The following is an 18,007-nucleotide window of genomic DNA, read 5'->3' as shown; positions in this document are numbered from 1 at the left end:
GTGGGGCGGAAAGGATCAGTACAGGCCACCGGCCTGCGGGGCTGTGACCGGGGCGGGGGCCGGGGTCTGGCCTGCGCCGGTGGCAAACGGGTTCGGGGGCGGAGCGGACGGGGTGGAACCGGCCGTGTCACGATAGACATCTGCCGGGCCAAGGCCGTCTTCTTCCGGCATGATATCCCCGTTGCCGTCAGCGCCGGAGGCACCGTCAATCGGGGCGGAACCGTCAATGACCGGCGATGGGGTGAAGCCTGCCGTGTTCCCGACCTTAAAGGCTTCATACACCACGTCGCTGTCCCCGGCCTGGGCGATCCGGCCGGTACGATGATCCACGCGGATGAACTGAATTCCCCGGGGAACGGCAAACGGGCGGACCGGTTTACCCTTCAGCGCATCGGTCATGAAGGCCTGAAACACCGGCAGGGCTGTAGAGCCGCCGGTTTCTTTTTTCCCGAGCGAGCGCGGCTCGTCAAAGCCGACGAACACACCGACGACCAGATCAGGGGTAAAGCCGACAAACCAGGTGTCAACGCTGTCATTGGTGGTGCCGGTTTTTCCGGCCATCGGCACGTTCAGGGCTTTCAGGCGGGTTGCGGTGCCGTATTGCACCACCCCTTCCATGATGTGGACAATCTGGTAAATGCTGCGCGGATCGAGAATCTGTTCCCGGCTGTCAGGGATTTCCGGCATGCCCTGACCGGTCCAGAAGGTGTTGTTGCAGGCTTCACACTGGCGGGTATCGTGCTTGTAGATGGTTTTGCCGGTACGGTCCTGAATACGGTCGATCAGTGTCGGGGTAATCCGCCGCCCGCCGTTGGCCAGCATGGAATAAGCGGTGGTCATCCGCATCACCGTTGTTTCCCCGGCCCCCAGCGAGGCGGCGAGAAACCGCGGGAAGTTTTTGTCGATCCCGAACAGTTCCGCCATCTGGGCCACCCGGTTCATGCCGATGGCCTGTGCCAGGCGGGCGGTCATCAGGTTGCGGGACTTTTCAATGCCGACGCGCAGGGTGGTCGGGCCAAGGTAGTCGCCGGAATAGTTTTTCGGCTTCCAGGGCGGCAGACCGGGCCCCTGATCGTAAACAAACGGCGCATCCATCACGAGGGTGGACGGCGTGAAACCGGAGTCGAGGGCGGCCAGATAGACGAACGGCTTGAAGGAGGAACCGGGCTGACGCAGGGCCTGTGTGGCCCGGTTGAATTCCGACTTTTCCGGCGAGAAGCCACCGGCCATGGCAAGAACGCGGCCGGTGTGCGGATCCATGGCGACCAGCGCCCCATCCACATCCGGCATCTGTTCCAGCGCATACTGGCCGGGTTTGCCGGTATCAGACACCAGCACCACGTCTCCGGCCTTCAGAACATCGGTGGCGGATTTCGGTTCCGGTCCGACCCGCTGTTCCGGCAGGTGCGGACGGGCCCATTTCAGGGCTTCATAGGGAATGGTGGCGGTGCTGCCATTGACAAAGCCGATCGAGGCATCCTTGCCGACTTTCAGCACCACGGCCAGACCCCAGCGCTCCGGCGTGCCCTTGGGGGCGGCGATGGAGGCCAGCATGGTCTTCCAGGACGACAGATCGCCCATGGTGGCCACCGGGCCGCGCCAGCCATGGCGGCGGTCGTAGTCGATCAGGCCTTTCTGCAGGGCCTTTTCCGCGAATCCCTGATAGGCGGGATCCAGCGTGGTGCGGACGGTCAGGCCCCCTTTGTACAGTGATGCCTCTCCGTAGCCGGAGGCGACCTGACGGCGGATTTCTTCCGAGAAAAATTCCCCGCCCCGCACGTATTCGGTCTCGTCCCGTTCCCGCACCTGCAGCGCCTCGTTCCGGGCGGCATCGGCTTCGGCGTCAGAGATGTAGCCGTTCTCCAGCATCCGGTCGACCACCCAGTTCCGGCGTTCGACGGCGGCATCGTGCTTGCGGATCGGGTGATAGTTGTTCGGCGCTTTCGGGACGGCGGCAAGATAGGCCGCTTCGGCAACGGTCAGCTGGTCCAGAGACTTGTTGAAGTAGTTCAGCGCCGCCGAGGCCACGCCGTAGGACCCAAAGCCAAGGTAGATTTCGTTCAGATACAGCTCAAGGATATGATCCTTCGAGAAGGACTGTTCAATCCGCAGGGCGAGGATGGCTTCCTTGATTTTGCGCTCAATGGACACTTCGTTGGTCAGCAGAAAGTTTTTCGCCACCTGCTGGGTGATGGTCGATGCGCCGACCGGGCGCCGGTCAGAGCCGACGTTACGGGCGTTAACGGCAATGGCCCGCAGCAGGCCGGTCGGATCAAGGCCCTGATGCAGATAGAAGTTTTTGTCTTCTGCCGACAGAAAGGCATCAATGATCCGGCGGGGGATGGCGTCAATCGGTACGAAAACCCGCTTTTCCACCGCGTATTCTGTCATCAGGCGGCCATCGCCCGCATACAGGCGGGTGGTGACCGGCGGCTGATAGTCAGCCAGCTGCCGGTAATCCGGCAGGCTGCGGCCATAGTGCCAGAACACGCCGCCGACAACGGCGACGGCGGCAACAATGCCCAGAAACAGCAGGCTGAGCAGAATGGCGAAACCCCTGAGCATACCGAGTATCCTTACCCTCAGGCCGTGACCAAAACAGAGTGGGCCACCACATCCCCCCTGTGTGGGGTGATGCTCGGCAGCCGGTCATATGTACTGTACTGGCGTACCCGCCCGGTGGGCGGGGGCCATCATGTGCGACTGGCCTTTTGCCCGTTTGCAAAGTGCCGGTCAATGGCCCGCAGCAGCGAGCGCCCCAGTTTGGCGCGGTAGGCTGCTGTCTGAAGCATTTTTTCTTCTTCCGGATTGGACAGATAGCCCATTTCCACCAGGACCGACGGCACATCGGGGGCCTTCAGCACCGCAAAACCGGCAAAGCGGTGCGAGCGCGGCAGCAGGGTCACTTCCCGGCGCAGCTCGTCGATGATGGTGTCGGCAATGCGCGACGAGATGTTCATCGTCTCGCGCTGCGCCAGTTCGATCAGGATGTTGGTGACCTCGGCGCTTTCATGGCTCAGGTCGATCCCGGCGATGATGTCGGCCTTGTTTTCCTTGTCGGCGAGGGCGGCGGCCTCGGCGTCAGAAGATTTCTCGGACAGGGTATAGATCGACAGACCCTTGACGTTCGGGCGGGCCCCGGTGTCGGCATGGATCGAGACAAACAGCGATGCGCCATATTTGCGGCCCAAAGCCATCCGTTCCCGCAGTTGCAGGAATGTGTCGGTATCGCGGGTCAGGCGCACGTCATAGCGGCCGGAGGCGGCAATGATATTGCGGAACTCTTTGGCGGCCGCCAGCGTGATATTCTTTTCAAAAACCCCGGAGACCCCGATAGCACCGGGATCAATGCCGCCGTGACCGGGATCCAGCACGATGACCGGCTTGCCGCCGGGCTTAACCTTACCTTTTGGCGGCGTTTTGTCTTCAGCCTTGTCGGTGCGGGGATCGGGGGACCGCAGGGCTGCTTCCTGCTGCTGCGGGTCCTTCGCTTTCGACGGCGGCTTGCCCCCCTGCACATCCTGCTGAGAGACCGGTGTCGGTTCCGTCATCTGCTGGGCAGGCGGACGGAAACTGCCGATCCGGTGTTCCGGGCCGGAAGAGGCGGCAAACAGGTCTGCTGTGGTCTGCTGCAGGTCGATCACCAGCCGCCAGCCGCCCCCCTCGTTCGGGGGCAGCATGAAGGCCTGTTTGACCTGTGCCGGGCTGGCCAGATCCAGCACCATGCGGGAGTTGCCGCTCTGGAACAGGCCATAGCGCATGGCGCGGATGATCCCCCCGCCGCCGAACACACCGTCCCGGCTGAGTTTCCAGTCCACTTCCGGCAGGTCGACAATGATGCGGTTGGGATTATCCAGTGTATACAGGCTGAACCGCATCTCTTCCGAGACATCGACCACCACCCGGGTGACGTCAGGGGTCGGTTTGCCCAGGCGGACATCCATCGCCTGCGGAACGGCAAAGGCAAGGCGCGGCAGCACCAGCAGGCTGGCGGCCCCACTTAGGCCTGCCAGAATCGCCCGGCGGGAGACGCTGTACACCGTTTCCAGCCGGGTCCGCGTATCCGTCACCGGCAGGACCGGGCCTTCTGCCGCCTGCCTGTGCAGCAGGGCTGACAGGGGGCGGCGCAGTATCCGGCGGCGGCCCTGCTGCGTGCAGCGGGACTGCTGATCGGGATGCTGGTCGTCTGAAGAGCGGTGATCGGCCATGGGCTGGAATATGTTCTTCGGCGGTCGGTGTGGGTCAGGCAAAGCGTCTTACAGCGGTTTCCGTTCGGACGACAGGGGTTTTCTGTCCCGGTCAGCCGCACCGGGGCCGGGAACAGTCTGAGGCAGGCCGTCAGGTGCGGTCTTTGTCCGTGGGGGCGGGCCGGTTCGGGGCTCCGGGCCGGACTGCTTTTGTACCGGTCAGGCTCAATCTGGACCAAAGCAGCCGGGGTTTCAACCCGGAAGGGGGCGAAACACCCTGCCTTTTTGAGCGCCTGCAAAATAAAGACGGTCCGGGACCGGCAACGGTATCTTTACAGGCAACAAACTGTTGTGCCGACGGCCCCTGCCCGTTATGTTCATAACGCGAATTCCCGTCGCCACCCAGTATCGGTGTCTCCCTGCACGGTCTGTCCGGAAGCCTTTTGTTTCTGAACGACTTTTTTTCGGAGTCACGATGCGGCTTCCCGTTCCGGCCTGTTAGAGACCGGTGGGGAGAGCCCGGTTGGAGACCTATTCGACAACCCTGTGAAATTCGAGGCCCACGTGCAGCCGCTGTCTCTTTCTGTCGCGCCGAAGACCGGACCCGAAGTCGCCCTCCGCGACCTGTCCGGCGCTTTCCGGCGGCCGACGGGCGGGAAGCCTGGCGCCATGGGCCTTGCTGTCATGACCTGCCCCCGGCGCAGTGGCCTGTCCCGGCCGGGGATGCAACGGAGTCTCAAGGCTTATGGCCAAGCGCATGTTAATGGATGCTACCCACCCGGAAGAAACCCGGGTCGTGGTGGTCAATGGAACCCGTCTCGAACAGTTTGACGTTGAAACCTCGACCAAGAAGCAGCTGAAGGGCAATGTCTACCTTGCCAAGGTTGTCCGGGTCGAGCCGTCGCTTCAGGCGGCTTTCGTAGAGTACGGCGGCAACCGCCATGGGTTCCTCGCGTTCAGCGAAATCCACCCCGATTATTATCAGATTCCGGTCGCGGACCGTCAGGCGCTGATGCAGGCGGAAGCCGACAGCCATGCCGATGATGGCGATGATGACGGCGAGGATGTTGAAACCCTCGGCGGTGATGATCCGGAAGAAATGGCCCCGCGGTCCCGCGGCAAGTCTTACATTTCCCGCAATTACAAGATTCAGGAAGTCATCAAGCGCCGTCAGATCATGCTGGTGCAGGTGGTGAAGGAAGAGCGCGGCAACAAGGGGGCCGCCCTGACCACCTATCTGTCGCTGGCGGGCCGCTACTGCGTGCTGATGCCCAACACCGCCAAGGGCGGCGGTGTGTCGCGCAAGATCACCAATGCCGCTGACCGCAAGCGCCTGAAGCAGGTGATGCAGGAGCTGGACGTGCCGTCGCAGATGGCTGTCATTCTCCGCACCGCCGGGCAGGAGCGCTCCAAGGCGGAAATCAAGCGGGATTACGAATACCTGATCCGCACCTGGACCCAGATCCGTGAAACGACGATGCAGTCGCGGGCTCCGGCCCTGATTCACGAGGAAGGCAACCTGATCAAGCGGGCGATCCGCGATATCTATACCTCTGATATTGAAGAGGTTCTGGTTGACGGCGATGAAGGCTACCGCACGGCCAAGGATTTCATGAAGATCCTGACGCCGAGCCATGCCAAGAAGGTTCAGCCTTACCGTGATCCGACCATGCCGCTGTTCCACCGCTATCAGGTGGACAATCAGCTGGATGCGATGCACAGCCCGACCGTGCAGCTGAAGTCCGGCGGCTATATTGTTATCAACCAGACCGAAGCGCTGGTGGCGATTGACGTTAACTCTGGCCGCGCCACCAAGGAGCGGCACATCGAGGAAACGGCGGTCAAGACCAACCTTGAGGCGGCTGAGGAAATCGCCCGTCAGCTGCGGCTGCGCGATCTGGCCGGTCTGATTGTCATCGACTTCATCGATATGGAGGAGTCGAAGAACAATGCCGCAGTTGAGCGCCGCCTGAAAGATGCCCTGAAGCAGGACCGGGCACGGATCCAGCTCGGCCGGATCAGCCATTTCGGCCTGCTGGAACTGTCCCGTCAGCGCCTGCGTCCGTCGCTGATGGAAACCAGCTTCCATACCTGCCCGCACTGCGCCGGGACCGGGATGGTCCGCTCGGTCGAAAGCGCGGCAGTGCAGATCCTGCGCGTGATCGAAGAAGAGGGCGTCCGTCGCCGCTCGTCGGAAATCACCGTCCATGTCGCCACCCCGGTGGCGCTGTATGTGCTGAACAATAAGCGCAAGACGCTGGACGAGATCGAGGCCCGGTATGGCCTGCAGGCGTTCCTGCGCGGGGATGACAGCCTGATTGCTCCGGATTACCGGATGGATCGGGTTAAGGCCGCAAATCCGCTGCCGATCCCGGAAATGCCGGCTCCGCTGCCGGCGGATCCTGACGACGACTTTGTCGAAGAGGATCCGGTGGATGAGATCGACGTGGTAGAAGCCGCAGAGATCGAAGAGGTCACAGAAACCCGTGCTGAAAGCGAGCAGGGGGCCCGTGACGGAGATGGCAAGCGTCGCCGCAAGCGCCGCAAGCGCCGCCGTCGGGGTGAAAACGGTGAGGGTGAAGACAACGTTGCCGATGCTGCCCTGCAGGATGGCGATGAGTCTGACGCTGATGCCGGTGAAGAGGCTGAGGATGCCGCAGACGACGCCGACGGTAGCGACACTGATGCCGCCGCCGACCACAACGGCGACGATGCCGGGTCTGATGATGGCCGTGATGGCGGCCGTCGCCGTCGGTCCCGCCGTGGGGGCCGCCGCCGCCGTCGGAATGGGAACGGCTCTGACGGTGTTGCCGGGGCCGATGACCGGGCTGAGGCGGATGTCGATGCCGCGTCTGAGGCGGTGACGGACGAAGAGGGCGAGGCCGTCCTCTCTGAGGATGTTGTTGTTGAGGCTGCGCCGGTTTCTGCAGCCCCGGAAGGCCGTCCGGCCCGTCGCCGTGTGCGCCGGGTTCGCAGCGCCCCGAATGAAACGGTGGTGACCGTTCAGGCGACTCCGGCGGTGGACGCTGCCGAGCAGGATACGGACGGTGTATCCGATGGTCCGGTTGCTGTCGAGGTGGAAGCTGTTGAGGCTGCCTCTGACTCCAAGCGTCGTCCGAGCCGCCGGAAGGCGGAGTCGGCCGAAGCTGAGAAGCCTGCCCGCAAGACCCGCAGCCGCCGGAAAGCGGAGGCTCCTGCGACGGAGGCTGTCCCCGCTGACGCTCAGGATGACAGTGTTCCGCTGATCGCTGAGCCGGTTGCTCCGGTGTCTGCGGACGTGTCCCCGGCCGAGGTCGAGGTGGCTGCTCCTGTCGCTGAGGTCGCCGAATCGGGCGATACCGCAGTGACGCCGGTTGTGGTCACTGAGCAGGAAGACCCGAATGCTCCGCCCCGCCGGGGTTGGTGGCGCCGCTGATCGGTTGCGGTTGTTAAGCCTGTAAACAGAAAGGGCACCCTTAGGGGTGCCCTTTTTTCTGGCTTTCTCCGGTTGCAAGCTGAGGCCTGCGACGGGGGGGCATCTTCAGGCTGTGCGGTCTGTCCGGTTGGTAAAAAAGCGGCGCAGGGCCTGATCGGCGTGACGCAGATGGCCGGTCAGGATTGTGATGGCGGTGTCTGTATCTCGGCTGTGACAGGCTTCCAGCAGCGCACGGTGGTCATCCTGCTTCAGGTGATCCCAGCCCAGGGCAGCCAGCTCAAACCGCAGATAGCGGTCAAAGACGGCCATGTGCTGTTCCACCAGTCCGAGAAGGCGAGGGCTGTCAGCCCGGGAATACAGCACCATGTGAAAGCGGCGGTTCAGCTCCCCCATCCGCGCCAGATCCCGTTCCCCATCCATATCGGCAATGCTGTCAGCGGCCCGCAGCAGATCCTCTGCTGTCAGATGGGGTAACGACAGGGCGAGGGCTGCGGGCTCCAATGCCAGCCGCACGGTAAACAGATCAGCAGCATCTGCGGCGGAGATCGTGGTGACCACTGCCCCTTTGTGGGGGGTGAAGTCAATCAGGGCCTGGGCCTCCAGCTGCCGCAGGGCTTCCCGGATCGGCATCCGGCTGACCCCGAACTGGTGGGCGAGGTCTTCCTGTCGCAGCGGGGTGCCACCGGGAATCTGACCCGACAGAATGCCGTCGCGGAGAGTAGCCTCAACGAATTCCGTCGCCGTCCGGTAACGTGGCTTGCTTTTCGCGATCAGGGACCCGAGCGGGGCAGAGGCGTCCTCTCCCGGGGTGTCGCTGTGGGATGAGGGGGCGGGCAGGTCCGGCAAAAGGGTTGCCATGATGCTCCAAACATGTTCAATTGGATCCAATTGAACAATATCATATCCCTCTGCGTTGGCAAGCCGAAGGCTGTCGTCGTGAGGACTGTACCGACCGCTGACAGTGGATGTTTCCCCGATGACCTCCCCCGTACATGGCCCGTCTCCGGTCCCGCTCCGACTGGCGTTGTCTTTTCAGACCATTACAACTGGCGTGATCGCCGGTCTGGTCGGCTTTGGCAGTTCCTTCGCGGTGGTGGTGCAGGGGCTTCTGGCGGTTGGGGCCACCCCGGAGCAGGCCGCTTCGGGTCTGACGGCCACCTGCATTATGATGGGGGTGGCAGGGGTGCTGTTCAGTCTGCGCCTGCGGCAGCCGATCAGTATCGCCTGGACCACGCCCGGCGCTGCTTTGCTGGCAGCGACCGGCGTCGCTGATGGTGGTTTTGCGGCGGCAGTCGGGGCTTTTCTGCTGGTCGGGGCCCTGATCATTCTGTGTGGCCTGTGGCGGCCCTTGGGGACACTAATCCAGCGGATTCCCTCTTCGATCGCCAATGCCATGCTGGCGGGGATTCTGCTGCCTCTGTGTCTGGCGCCGTTTACGGCCTTGAAGGCGATACCGATGCTGGCGGTGCCGGTTGTGCTGGCGTGGGCGGTGACCACAGTGTTTTCCCGGCTGTATGCGGTGCCGGTGGCGGTCTTGGTCGCGCTGGTTTTGATGCTTTTTCCTGAACTGACCGGGGGGCAGGCTGCGGCAGCAGTGTCGCTGGCTCCGTCCCTGTCGTTTGTCACCCCGACCCTGACGGGGAGTGCGGTGGTCGGCATTGCACTGCCGCTGTTTCTGGTCACCATGGCGTCGCAGAATGTGCCGGGTTTGGCCATTCTGGCGGCAAACGGTTATCGCCCGAACGCCCGGCCACTGTTTGCCGGGACCGGTTTAGGATCCATGCTGTCCGCCCTTTGTGGCGGCCTGTCTATCAACCTTGCTGCAATCACCGCTGCGCTGTGTGCCGGGCCGGAGGCCTCCTCTTCGCCGGACCGCCGTTACATCGCCGCGCTGATGGCTGGCCTGATGTATGTCGGGTTAGCCGTGCTTTCGGCAGCGGCGGCGGCTTTGGTCTCCCAGTCGCCGCCCCTGCTGATTCAGGCGGTTGCCGGTCTGGCGTTGATGAATGCTTTTGCCGGGGCGGCTGTCGCCGGATTTCAGGAGGCGGAAGACCGTCTGCCTGCGGTGCTGACCTTTCTGATCACGGCCTCCGGTCTGTCGTTGTGGGGGATCGGGCCTGCGTTCTGGGGCTTGATCTGCGGTCTTCTGTTCCGGGCGCTGCTGCGGGCAACTGCGAAACCGTCAGGCTGAAATGGCCAGTCCGTGAGGGCCGTGGCTAATTTTTCCCCAGATTGACAATTCTCAATGTCCTGAATTCCTCGATGGGCTTTACTTCCCTCAGAATGACGGGCTGTGGCGAACCCACAGTCCCCCGGGAGAGGCACAGCGGGGGCTGTGCTCCCCGGTGTATCAGGGGAGTATCTGCGATGACTTTCGAAGAGATGTTTTTCTATGGCATGTCCGGAATCGGGCTGATTCTGCTGGTCACTGTCGGCCTTGGGGCTTTTGTGATCTGGAAGGCGATGCACCCGCGCGGCTAAAGCGGTTTCAGTATCCGCGCGGTATCAGACACCATCCGGTCCCTGCCTCTCGGGGATGGATGGCGGGCGCATGGGGACGGCAGCCCCATGCGCCTTTTTTGTTTCAGGAGGGGTCAGGTGGTATGTGGGGCGACGGAAAAGCGGCGCCCGGTCAGGGCGGCGGCAATCCACAGTGTTGCCAGCAGCCAGCTCTGCCAGAATCCGTATCCCATCGAAATCACCACAAAACCGGGGATCAGGCAGGCGGCCAGCAGGGCGGCCTCGCGCCGTGAACCGCTACAGCGCTCAATTACAGAGGACAGGGCCCAGCCCAGCGTGGCGGCGGCCAGAACCGCCCCGGCAAGGCCGAAGTTAATCCAGATCTGCAGGGGGCCGTTATGGGGGTGCAGGGGCAGGGATTCCCCCACCGCCATCACCACCCCGGTAGAGCAGTGGGCGATGGTCACCGGATCATGGCCACCGGGCATGACCCGGTCAGCATCCAGCCCCCATCCGAACAGCGGCTTTTCGCTGATCCGGTCTTTTCCGAAGGTCCAGATCTGCATGCGGTGCATCAGGCTGGGGGAAAAATCTGAGAGGCAGTACAGGGTGCTGTTGGCTTTTGGCGTGATCCAGGGCATCGCCAGAAAACCGAACGCCAGCACCACCGGCAGCAGGCTGACAAAGCGCGGAATGGCGAACAGGACCGCAGCTGCCAGTCCGCCCAGCAACAGCCCGCCCATCGACGTTTCGCTGGTGTGCAGAAAAATGCTGACAGCCCCGGTCGCGGTCAGGGCAAGGAGTATTCCGCGCAGACGGGGTTGGATAATCCGCAGCAACAGCCCGCACAGCGGAAACAGGATGATGGTCTGGAACGCGACGCCGCGACTGTAAACCACGCCATCCTGAACGGCTGCCCCTTTACGGGCCCAGCCGCTGAGCAGGCCAGCACTGATCATGTCAAGTTTGGCCAGAAGTGCGAACAGGACGGTGCCCGCCAGCAGGGTCAGGGCCGGACGGATCAGGGCTTGATCCGGGCTTTTTTTCAGATGCAGAAACAGGCTGAGCCCGGCGAGAACCTCAAGGCACAGCAGCAGGCCGCGCTTGAGGGATCCGACCGGATCAATCGCCCAGACTGCACTGAGAACCGCAAAAGCCAGAAATGCCAGCAGAACCGGGTTGGCCCGGACCGCCCAGCGGATCAGATCACCCCGCAGTAAAAACAGGGACCACAGTCCACTGACCGCAACGGGAATCCACAGTCCCTGTGGAGCCAGCCATGCCAGAGGGGCACACAGGGGGAGAAGCCATTCCGGGCGTAACGGTTTCAGATCCATTCAGCATCACCGCATCAGAGAAGCAGGGGCGCAGAATGCCCGCTGATCCCTGCCACGTCATCAGGGATTTGCCAGAGGTGGCCTGATCCGGCAGAGCGCGGCTCAGTTCAGGGCCTGTGGCCTCGGGTGATAGCTCCCGTCAGCATCAATGATGAAATGCTTATCAATGTCCGGGTGGTCAACAGGGGAGCCGGAGTCATCCAGCAGCAGATTCTGTTCAGAGACATAGGCAATATAAGAGCCCTGCTCATTTTCAGCCAACAGGTGGTAGAACGGCTGATCTTTCCGGGGGCGGATCGCCTCGGGGATTGCCTGCCACCACTCGTCACTGTTGGCAAATTCGGGGTCCACGTCAAAGACCACGCCCCGGAACGCGAAGACCCGGTGCCGGACCACCTGACCGATCTCGAACAGGGCTTTTTTGACCTGCATAATCACTCCGACCCTTAAACAAACAGACCGGGGGAAGATTAAGGCGCTTCCCCCGGCCGATATAGGCGGCTCTTCAGACCCCGGCAAGGGGCCGGGCCTTATCCCTTGCGGGCGTCGTCGATCGCTTTTTTCAGGACCGGGGCTTCCACCGCACCGGGGATCAGGGTGTCGCCGATGACAAAGGCCGGGGTGCCGCTGATCCCCAGCGCCGAAGCCAGCTCCATATTGGCGCGCAGCTGCTGCTCAATTTCCGGCTTCTTGGCATCAGCGGCCAGCCGGGCGGTATCCAGCCCGGCAGTGCGGGCAGCAGCGGCGATACTGTCTTCGGTCACCGGGCCGCGGGCGGCCATCATGGCGCTGTGGAAGGCATCATACTTTGCCTGCCCCTGCAGCTTGGCGGCCAGCGCATGGCGGGCGGCAACGATGGAGGCCGGACCCAGAACCGGCAGTTCCTTCATGACGATCCGCACCTTGCCGTCCGCTTTGACGGTATCCATCAGGGACGGATAAACCCGCTTGCAGTAGCCGCACTGATAATCGAAGAACTCGACCACTGTGACGTCGCCTTTCAGGTTGCCCATCACCGGGTCATCGGCGTTGGACAGCAGGGCCCGGCGGTGTTCTTTGACCGCTGCCAGCTGACGGGTCTTTTCTTCCGCCTCCTGACGGGACTGCAGGACTTCCATCGCCTGCATCAGCACTTCCGGGTGTTTCAGCAGGTAGTCCCGGACAATAGTTTCAACCTCCGTCTTCTGGCTGTCGGAGAAACTGTCGGCAGCAGAGGCCGTGGCGGGCAGTGCTGCCCCCAGAATCAGGGCGGCGGCGGCCAGAGAGCGGAGGGCGCGAGGCATCGGGATCATCAAACAGGTGTCTCCAGGGGGCGTCCATCGGTGTCGACGCAGAAAGCGGCAGCGCCACAGCATAACGTGGTGTGTGCTGGTCCGGTGATCAAATCGGCGTGTCTTACTTTTCATCATCCGGCTTGGCATGCGTCTTGATGTCCTGCAGGCGCAGCCACATCGGGTCGCTCTGCTTCAGGCCTTTCTCAGCTTTGGCAGCCTGAAAGCGGGCCTGACTGCGGTCACCGATCAGCAGGGCATATTCAGCCATCGCATAGGCGGCGCGGGTTTCGTCTCCGGCTTTGCCATAGGCATTGCCCAGCATCCGCCACCCGAAGGCGTGGTCCGGCTCCTGCGACAGGGCGCGGCGCAAAACGGTCTGCGCTTCGGTCCAGTTGGCGGGAATGTCGCTCTCAACCAGTGCGTGGCCATAGCTGATCCCGATCAGGGGCGCATTGGGGGCCAGAGAGACAGCAGTGCGGTAGGAGGGCAGGCCTTCGGCGATGCGGGTATTTTCCACCAGCATCTGGCCGCGCAGCTCGTGGAAGTACGGATCTTTCGGGTATTCCCGGATCAGGCCGTCAATTTCCGGCAGGGCTTTCGCCATGTCTCCGCGCCGGTAATAGGCGATGGCGCGGGCGTAGCGGGCTGAGAGGCTCTGGTCTGTTTCCGGGTATTTCTGCAGGGTCCGCCCCTGTCCGTTCAGGAATGCGAACAGTTTGGCCACCATCCGGTCATGGGTGGCCTGCTGCTGCGACGGCACGCGGTCGGAGATATTTTTCTGCTCAACGTGGTTTTCGATGGCGCTGATACGGTCTTCGGTCAGCGGGTGGGTTCGCACATAGGGATCCTGCCGTGCGGCCACCAGCATTTCCTGACCCTGCAGGGTATGGAAGAATTCCAGCAGGCCCTGTGCCGACTGATTGGTCGAGTCCAGCACCTTCATCGCGAAGGCATCCGCCGAGTTTTCCTGCGTGCGGGTAAACGCGAAGAAGGTGCGCTCCGCCACAGTGCCGCCCAGTGTCATCGCCGCCATCCCGGCATCGGCGCGCCCCGATGCGACCCCGGCCACCACCCCCAGGGCGGTTGCCAGCAGCGAGGTCATCATCGCCTTTTCCAGCTCCGGCCCCATACGGGCGATATGGCCCCCGGCGATGTGTCCGGTTTCGTGGGCGATGACGCCGATCAGCTGCAGGGGGGTCTCCGTCTTCATCAGCAGGCCGGAGTGGATGAACATCCGGTTGCCCGATGTCACGAAGGCGTTGAGGGTCTCATCTTCAAGAATCCGGATCCGGATTGATTCCGGGGGGATGCCGGATGCTCGGAACAGTGGATCAGCGTAAGAGCGGATGATAGTTTCAATTTCCGCGTCGCGAAGGACCGAAGCCCCCGCGGCCTGAGCCACTCCCGGCGCTAGGATCAGGGACGCCCCTGCCAGTACCGTTACCGCCAACCGCAGGACGTTGAACCGGAAGATGCGAAACGCTGAACTGAAAGTGTGCACTGCCATGACCCTCAAGGTTTCCTCCCAAGGTAGGGGCATGTCCCGTCACCGTCAACGGATGGGCCTGTCTCTGGCAGGGGTTATTGTTGCGGCGATGGCCCTGACCGGCTGTGGCGACCCGGCCCGGGATCTCAAGGTAGGGACCGTTGGGACGGTTAAAGGCTTTGCCGGTGCGATTGCGGCGGATGAGCCACGGGCCACGCTGGTCGGGCGGGATGTGCTCTCAGCCGGGGGCTCGGCGGTTGATGCTGCCGTGGCGATGGGCTTTACCCTTGCGGTGACGCTGCCGTCGTCTGCCGGTCTGGGGGGCGGTGGGGTCTGCGTGGTGCATGACCGGGCGACCAAAACCACTGAAGTCCTTGATTTTATGACCCCGCCCCTGTCGGCGTCTGTGGTTGGCCTGCCCGCCGGGGTTCAGGGGACGCCGGTAGCATTGCCCGCCCTGCCACGGGGCCTGTTCGCGCTGCATGCCAAATATGGCCGGATGCGCTGGGAAGAGGTGGTGACCCCGGCTGAACTTCTGGCCCGCTTCGGCGAGCCGATGTCGCGGGCACTGGCGCTGGAACTGCAGGAAGGCGGGCGGGCGATTGCCCGTGACCCTCTGGCCGCGCGGGTGTTTGGTACCCGCGAAGGGGCGCTGCTGAAGGAAGGCGATAAGCTGGTTCAGACAGATCTGGCGGCCGTTCTGGGCCGTCTGCGGCAGAATGGGCCGGGGGATCTGTATGGCGGGGTGCTGGGCCGGAACTATGTCGAAGCCGTCCGCAGTGTCGGTGGGCTCATCACGGTGCAGGGGCTGCGGGAATGGACACCGTCGTGGGTGACACCGGACAGCCGGAAGATCGGGAACGAAACCCTCTATACCCCGCCGGGAGCCGCTTCTTTCGGGAATTTTGCCGCCCTGTGGAGCGGGGCTGAGGCGGGATCTTTGCCTGCGCCGTCGGGGGCGATTCCGACCAAGGCAGGCAGCACCGGTTTTGTGGTGGCGGACCGTACCGGCACCTCGGTCTCCTGCGCGCTGACCATGGTGGCTCCTTTCGGGGCCGGGCGGACCGTGCCGGGGTTTGGCATGTTCCTGACTCTGCCGCCGGATGGCGACATGATGGCCCCGATGGCCGTTGGTCTGCTGATCAACGATAATGTCAACGAATTCCGGTATGGTCTGGCCGGTGGCGGTCTTGGGGCACCGGAACACGCTGCCCGTGTTGCCGTGACCCTGATTGGGCCGGATGCGTCGGTTGAGGCGTCTTTCCCGCCGGTGATCAATGCCGCTTCCGGACCGGGGCGGATTGTCGGCCTCAGCTGTCCGCAGGGGCTGCCGCCGTATCCGGCATCCTGCCGCGTTGCCATCGATTCGCGTGGTGCCGGGTACGGTCTGCTGATCGGGAAAGAAAAGTAAGCAAACGTAAGCTTCCGCCGGTTTCGCCGGGGGAAAACAGTGTCTGTGAGGAAATCTGAGATGTCGGGACTCTCCCGCCGCGGCACCGTGCCGCCGTTTATTGTGATGGATGTTGTGCGTGCGGCAACCGACCGGGAGGCGCAGGGGTTGCCGGTCTGGCATATGGAAGTCGGGCAGCCCTCCCTTGGCGTACCGCAGGGCGTGACCGAGGCGCTGAAGGGAGTTCTGGAGAGTGATACCCTCGGCTATACCGTGGCCCTTGGATTGCCGGAGTTGCGCCGTCGAATCGCTGTGCACTATCAGCGGACGCAGGGCGTGGAGATCGACCCCAGTCGGGTGGTGGTGACCACTGGGTCTTCCACCGGGTTTATTCTGGCTTTTGCCGCCTGTTTCGAGGTTGGTGCCCGGGTTGGTCTGGCCCAGCCGGGATATCCGGCTTATCCCAGCATCCTGCGCTCACTGGGGATTGAGCCGGTCTCGATACCGGTTGGCCCGGACAGCCGCTATCAGCCGACGGTCGAGGTTCTGGAGCGCTGTGGGCAGAAGCTGGATGGTCTGATCGTCGCCAGCCCGTCGAATCCGACCGGTACGATCATGGCCCCGGACGAACTGCAGCGGCTGGCGGCCTACTGTGACGCTAATGGCATCCGCCTGATCTCTGATGAGATCTATCATGGCATTGCTTTTGGCCAGCAAGCGGCGACGGCGGCCCGCTTTACCGATCAGGCGGTTCTGATCAACAGTTTCTCTAAATATTTCTGCATGACTGGCTGGCGCCTTGGCTGGCTGGTGGTGCCGGAAAACATGGTCCGCGGCGTTGAGTGTCTGGCGCAGAATCTGTTCATCTCCGCGCCGGCCCTGTCTCAGCATGCTGGAATCCATGTGTTCGATCATATTGAGGAGCTGGAGGCCCGGGTTGCCGCCTATGGCCGCAGCCGGGCGATGCTGCTGGAAGAGTTGCCGAAGGCCGGATTCAGCCGTTTTGCCCCGCCGGACGGTGCTTTTTATCTGTACGCAGACGTTGCCGACCGGACCAATGACAGCCTTGAGTTCTGTCGTCGTATGCTGGCTGAAACCGGGGTCGCGGCAACGCCGGGGGTCGATTTCGACCCGGTCGGCGGTAGCCATTTTGTCCGCTTTTCCTTCGCGCGGGATGAGGCGACCCTGCGCGAGGCAGTGGAGCAGCTGAAAGGCTGGTCCTGAAGGCCACAAGAACGAAGGGGAGCCGACCGGCTCCCCTTCTTCTTTTCTCAATCTGCTTTTGAGAGTGGATTACGCCTGACCGGCGCGGACCCGCAGATTTTCCAGCCACGCCAGGCGATCTTCAGCGCGGGCGATTTCCTCGTCCAGCCAATCGCCCATGTAGCCCGGTTCACCGTTGACTGCCTTCCGCAGATCAGCCAGACGGTTCAGCCCGGTTTCCTGAGTATCGATCAGCAGGTCAATCTGCTCTGCCTGAATTGCGGCAGGCAGCAGATGCAGGAAGCGGAATTTCAGGGCGGTGATCAGCTTGGACAGATCGCTGGCCGGGCGCAGCGGCGCCGTCATCAGATCATGAAAGGCTTCAGCCCCGGCCGGAGTGATTTGCAACAGGGCATCATCTTCCATGCCTTCGCCATTTACCGGCTCGACCAGGCCTTCGTAGCGGAGCAGTTCAATGGAGCTGCCCAGCAGGTCAAGCGAGGGGCCGGACAGGCGGGTGATGAACAGCCGGACCGAGGATGCCAGCTGCGAATAGTGCAGCGGCCCCGCTGCAATGGTGCCGAGGGTACACAGGCGGACGGCTTCACGCGGTGTCAGAGTGTTGTCGGCGAACATGGGGCTGATCCATCACGAAGAGAACTTGAGACTGATTATAGGCAGGAGAAAGTCGGTTGTCCACTCAAGAGAATGAGAAGCATTATCAATAACTGTAGAGTCCCCTCATGGGATGCCGCTTTGCCTGTCGCGTCGGGTGCAGTATACCTGTCCGCCGACAGAGTGGGCGCACAGGAGGCAGCAGATGAGCATCGCAGGTATCCACCGTCCGGAACAGAAGGCCCGGTTACGCCGGATGTGCGCCCTTGTTGCATCAGTATCGATCCTCACCCTGCTGGCGGGCTGTGCGGACCCGTGGGTTGACCGGCGCCGTGAGGCCGGAGAACCGCATAAATTTGTCGGCACTTCAACCGATGACCTGGTGTCTGTCTGTCATGCCGGCCAGCCGACCGCTGAAGTTCAGCGTCTGGCCGTGCAGGAATGTGCGCGGACCAAGCGGACGCCGGTTTTTGTTGGAACCCTGCGGTACCAATGCCCACTGACGGCGCCGAATCTGTCTGTCTTCGACTGCAAATAGCTCCCGCCCAGAAAAGCGCCATGCTTCGGATCTGGCGGCGCGCCGTTTTGAGGGCGTCAGAAAGAAACCCCCGTCAGAGGACTGACGGGGGTTTCTTTCTAG

The 18,007-nt window shown here is 62.8% G+C and carries 13 protein-coding genes; 5 read left to right on the top strand and 8 right to left on the bottom strand.

Annotation, left to right across the window (positions count from 1 at the left end):
* Nucleotides 1-15: 15 nt before the first annotated feature.
* Together G365_RS0117155 and G365_RS0117150 are read right to left on the bottom strand one after the other, a co-directional pair.
* Nucleotides 16-2,565, bottom strand: a complete 2,550-nt coding sequence (locus tag G365_RS0117155; RefSeq protein WP_019646773.1) for a penicillin-binding protein 1A — start codon at nt 2,563-2,565, stop codon at nt 16-18.
* A gap of 128 nt (nt 2,566-2,693) precedes the next feature.
* On the bottom strand, nt 2,694-4,208 hold the full coding sequence (locus tag G365_RS0117150; protein WP_019646772.1) for an N-acetylmuramoyl-L-alanine amidase: 1,515 nt from the start codon (nt 4,206-4,208) through the stop codon (nt 2,694-2,696).
* A gap of 724 nt (nt 4,209-4,932) precedes the next feature.
* Here G365_RS0117150 and G365_RS0117145 point away from each other — a divergent pair.
* A complete protein-coding gene (locus G365_RS0117145; protein WP_019646771.1) occupies nt 4,933-7,602 on the top strand; it encodes a ribonuclease E/G in 2,670 nt (889 codons plus the stop codon).
* A gap of 105 nt (nt 7,603-7,707) precedes the next feature.
* Here the strand turns inward: G365_RS0117145 and G365_RS0117140 are convergent, their stop codons facing one another.
* Complete coding sequence (locus G365_RS0117140) at nt 7,708-8,460, bottom strand: GntR family transcriptional regulator (RefSeq protein WP_019646770.1); 753 nt, start codon at nt 8,458-8,460, stop codon at nt 7,708-7,710.
* Nucleotides 8,461-8,578: 118 nt separating this feature from the next.
* Between G365_RS0117140 and G365_RS0117135 the strand changes: the two genes are divergently transcribed.
* Nucleotides 8,579-9,793 (top strand): benzoate/H(+) symporter BenE family transporter, encoded by a 1,215-nt coding sequence (locus G365_RS0117135; RefSeq protein WP_019646769.1) that lies wholly within the window; start codon nt 8,579-8,581, stop codon nt 9,791-9,793.
* A gap of 403 nt (nt 9,794-10,196) precedes the next feature.
* On the opposite strand, the gene G365_RS0117125 is transcribed toward G365_RS0117135, so the two are convergent.
* From G365_RS0117125 to G365_RS0117110, 4 genes are all read right to left on the bottom strand, one after another.
* Nucleotides 10,197-11,399: an O-antigen ligase family protein gene (locus tag G365_RS0117125; RefSeq protein ID WP_019646767.1), complete on the bottom strand. Its 1,203-nt coding sequence runs from the start codon at nt 11,397-11,399 to the stop codon at nt 10,197-10,199.
* Nucleotides 11,400-11,501: 102 nt separating this feature from the next.
* Nucleotides 11,502-11,831 carry a heat shock protein HspQ gene (gene hspQ, locus G365_RS0117120; RefSeq protein ID WP_019646766.1) on the bottom strand — a complete coding sequence of 110 codons (330 nt, stop codon included), beginning with the start codon at nt 11,829-11,831 and terminating at the stop codon, nt 11,502-11,504.
* Between the two features lie 98 nt (nt 11,832-11,929).
* Nucleotides 11,930-12,691, bottom strand: coding sequence for a DsbA family protein (locus G365_RS0117115; RefSeq protein ID WP_019646765.1), 762 nt, complete (start codon nt 12,689-12,691; stop codon nt 11,930-11,932).
* 103 nt (nt 12,692-12,794) lie between these two features.
* The gene (locus G365_RS0117110; RefSeq protein ID WP_169545185.1) at nt 12,795-14,180 is read right to left on the bottom strand and encodes a M48 family metalloprotease; all 1,386 of its coding nucleotides are present in this window, start codon (nt 14,178-14,180) and stop codon (nt 12,795-12,797) included.
* A gap of 31 nt (nt 14,181-14,211) precedes the next feature.
* Here G365_RS0117110 and G365_RS0117105 point away from each other — a divergent pair, with 31 nt between their 5' ends.
* Together G365_RS0117105 and G365_RS0117100 are read left to right on the top strand one after the other, a co-directional pair.
* Nucleotides 14,212-15,570 carry a gamma-glutamyltransferase gene (locus G365_RS0117105; RefSeq protein WP_019646763.1) on the top strand — a complete coding sequence of 453 codons (1,359 nt, stop codon included), beginning with the start codon at nt 14,212-14,214 and terminating at the stop codon, nt 15,568-15,570.
* Between the two features lie 60 nt (nt 15,571-15,630).
* Complete coding sequence (locus tag G365_RS0117100) at nt 15,631-16,773, top strand: pyridoxal phosphate-dependent aminotransferase (protein WP_019646762.1); 1,143 nt, start codon at nt 15,631-15,633, stop codon at nt 16,771-16,773.
* 69 nt (nt 16,774-16,842) lie between these two features.
* Here the strand turns inward: G365_RS0117100 and G365_RS0117095 are convergent, their stop codons facing one another.
* Nucleotides 16,843-17,388 (bottom strand): hypothetical protein, encoded by a 546-nt coding sequence (locus G365_RS0117095; protein WP_019646761.1) that lies wholly within the window; start codon nt 17,386-17,388, stop codon nt 16,843-16,845.
* A gap of 184 nt (nt 17,389-17,572) precedes the next feature.
* On the opposite strand from G365_RS0117095, the gene G365_RS0117090 reads away from it, so the two are divergent.
* Entirely contained in the window at nt 17,573-17,905 is a 333-nt protein-coding gene (locus G365_RS0117090; protein ID WP_019646760.1) for a hypothetical protein, read from the top strand.
* Nucleotides 17,906-18,007: the final 102 nt, after the last annotated feature.

Source organism: Novispirillum itersonii subsp. itersonii ATCC 12639 (assembly GCF_000381985.1).
Classification (GTDB): domain Bacteria; phylum Pseudomonadota; class Alphaproteobacteria; order Rhodospirillales; family Rhodospirillaceae; genus Novispirillum; species Novispirillum itersonii.
The sequence above is the reverse complement of the archived record's forward strand: the minus strand, read 5'-3'. Positions and strand labels throughout refer to the sequence as shown.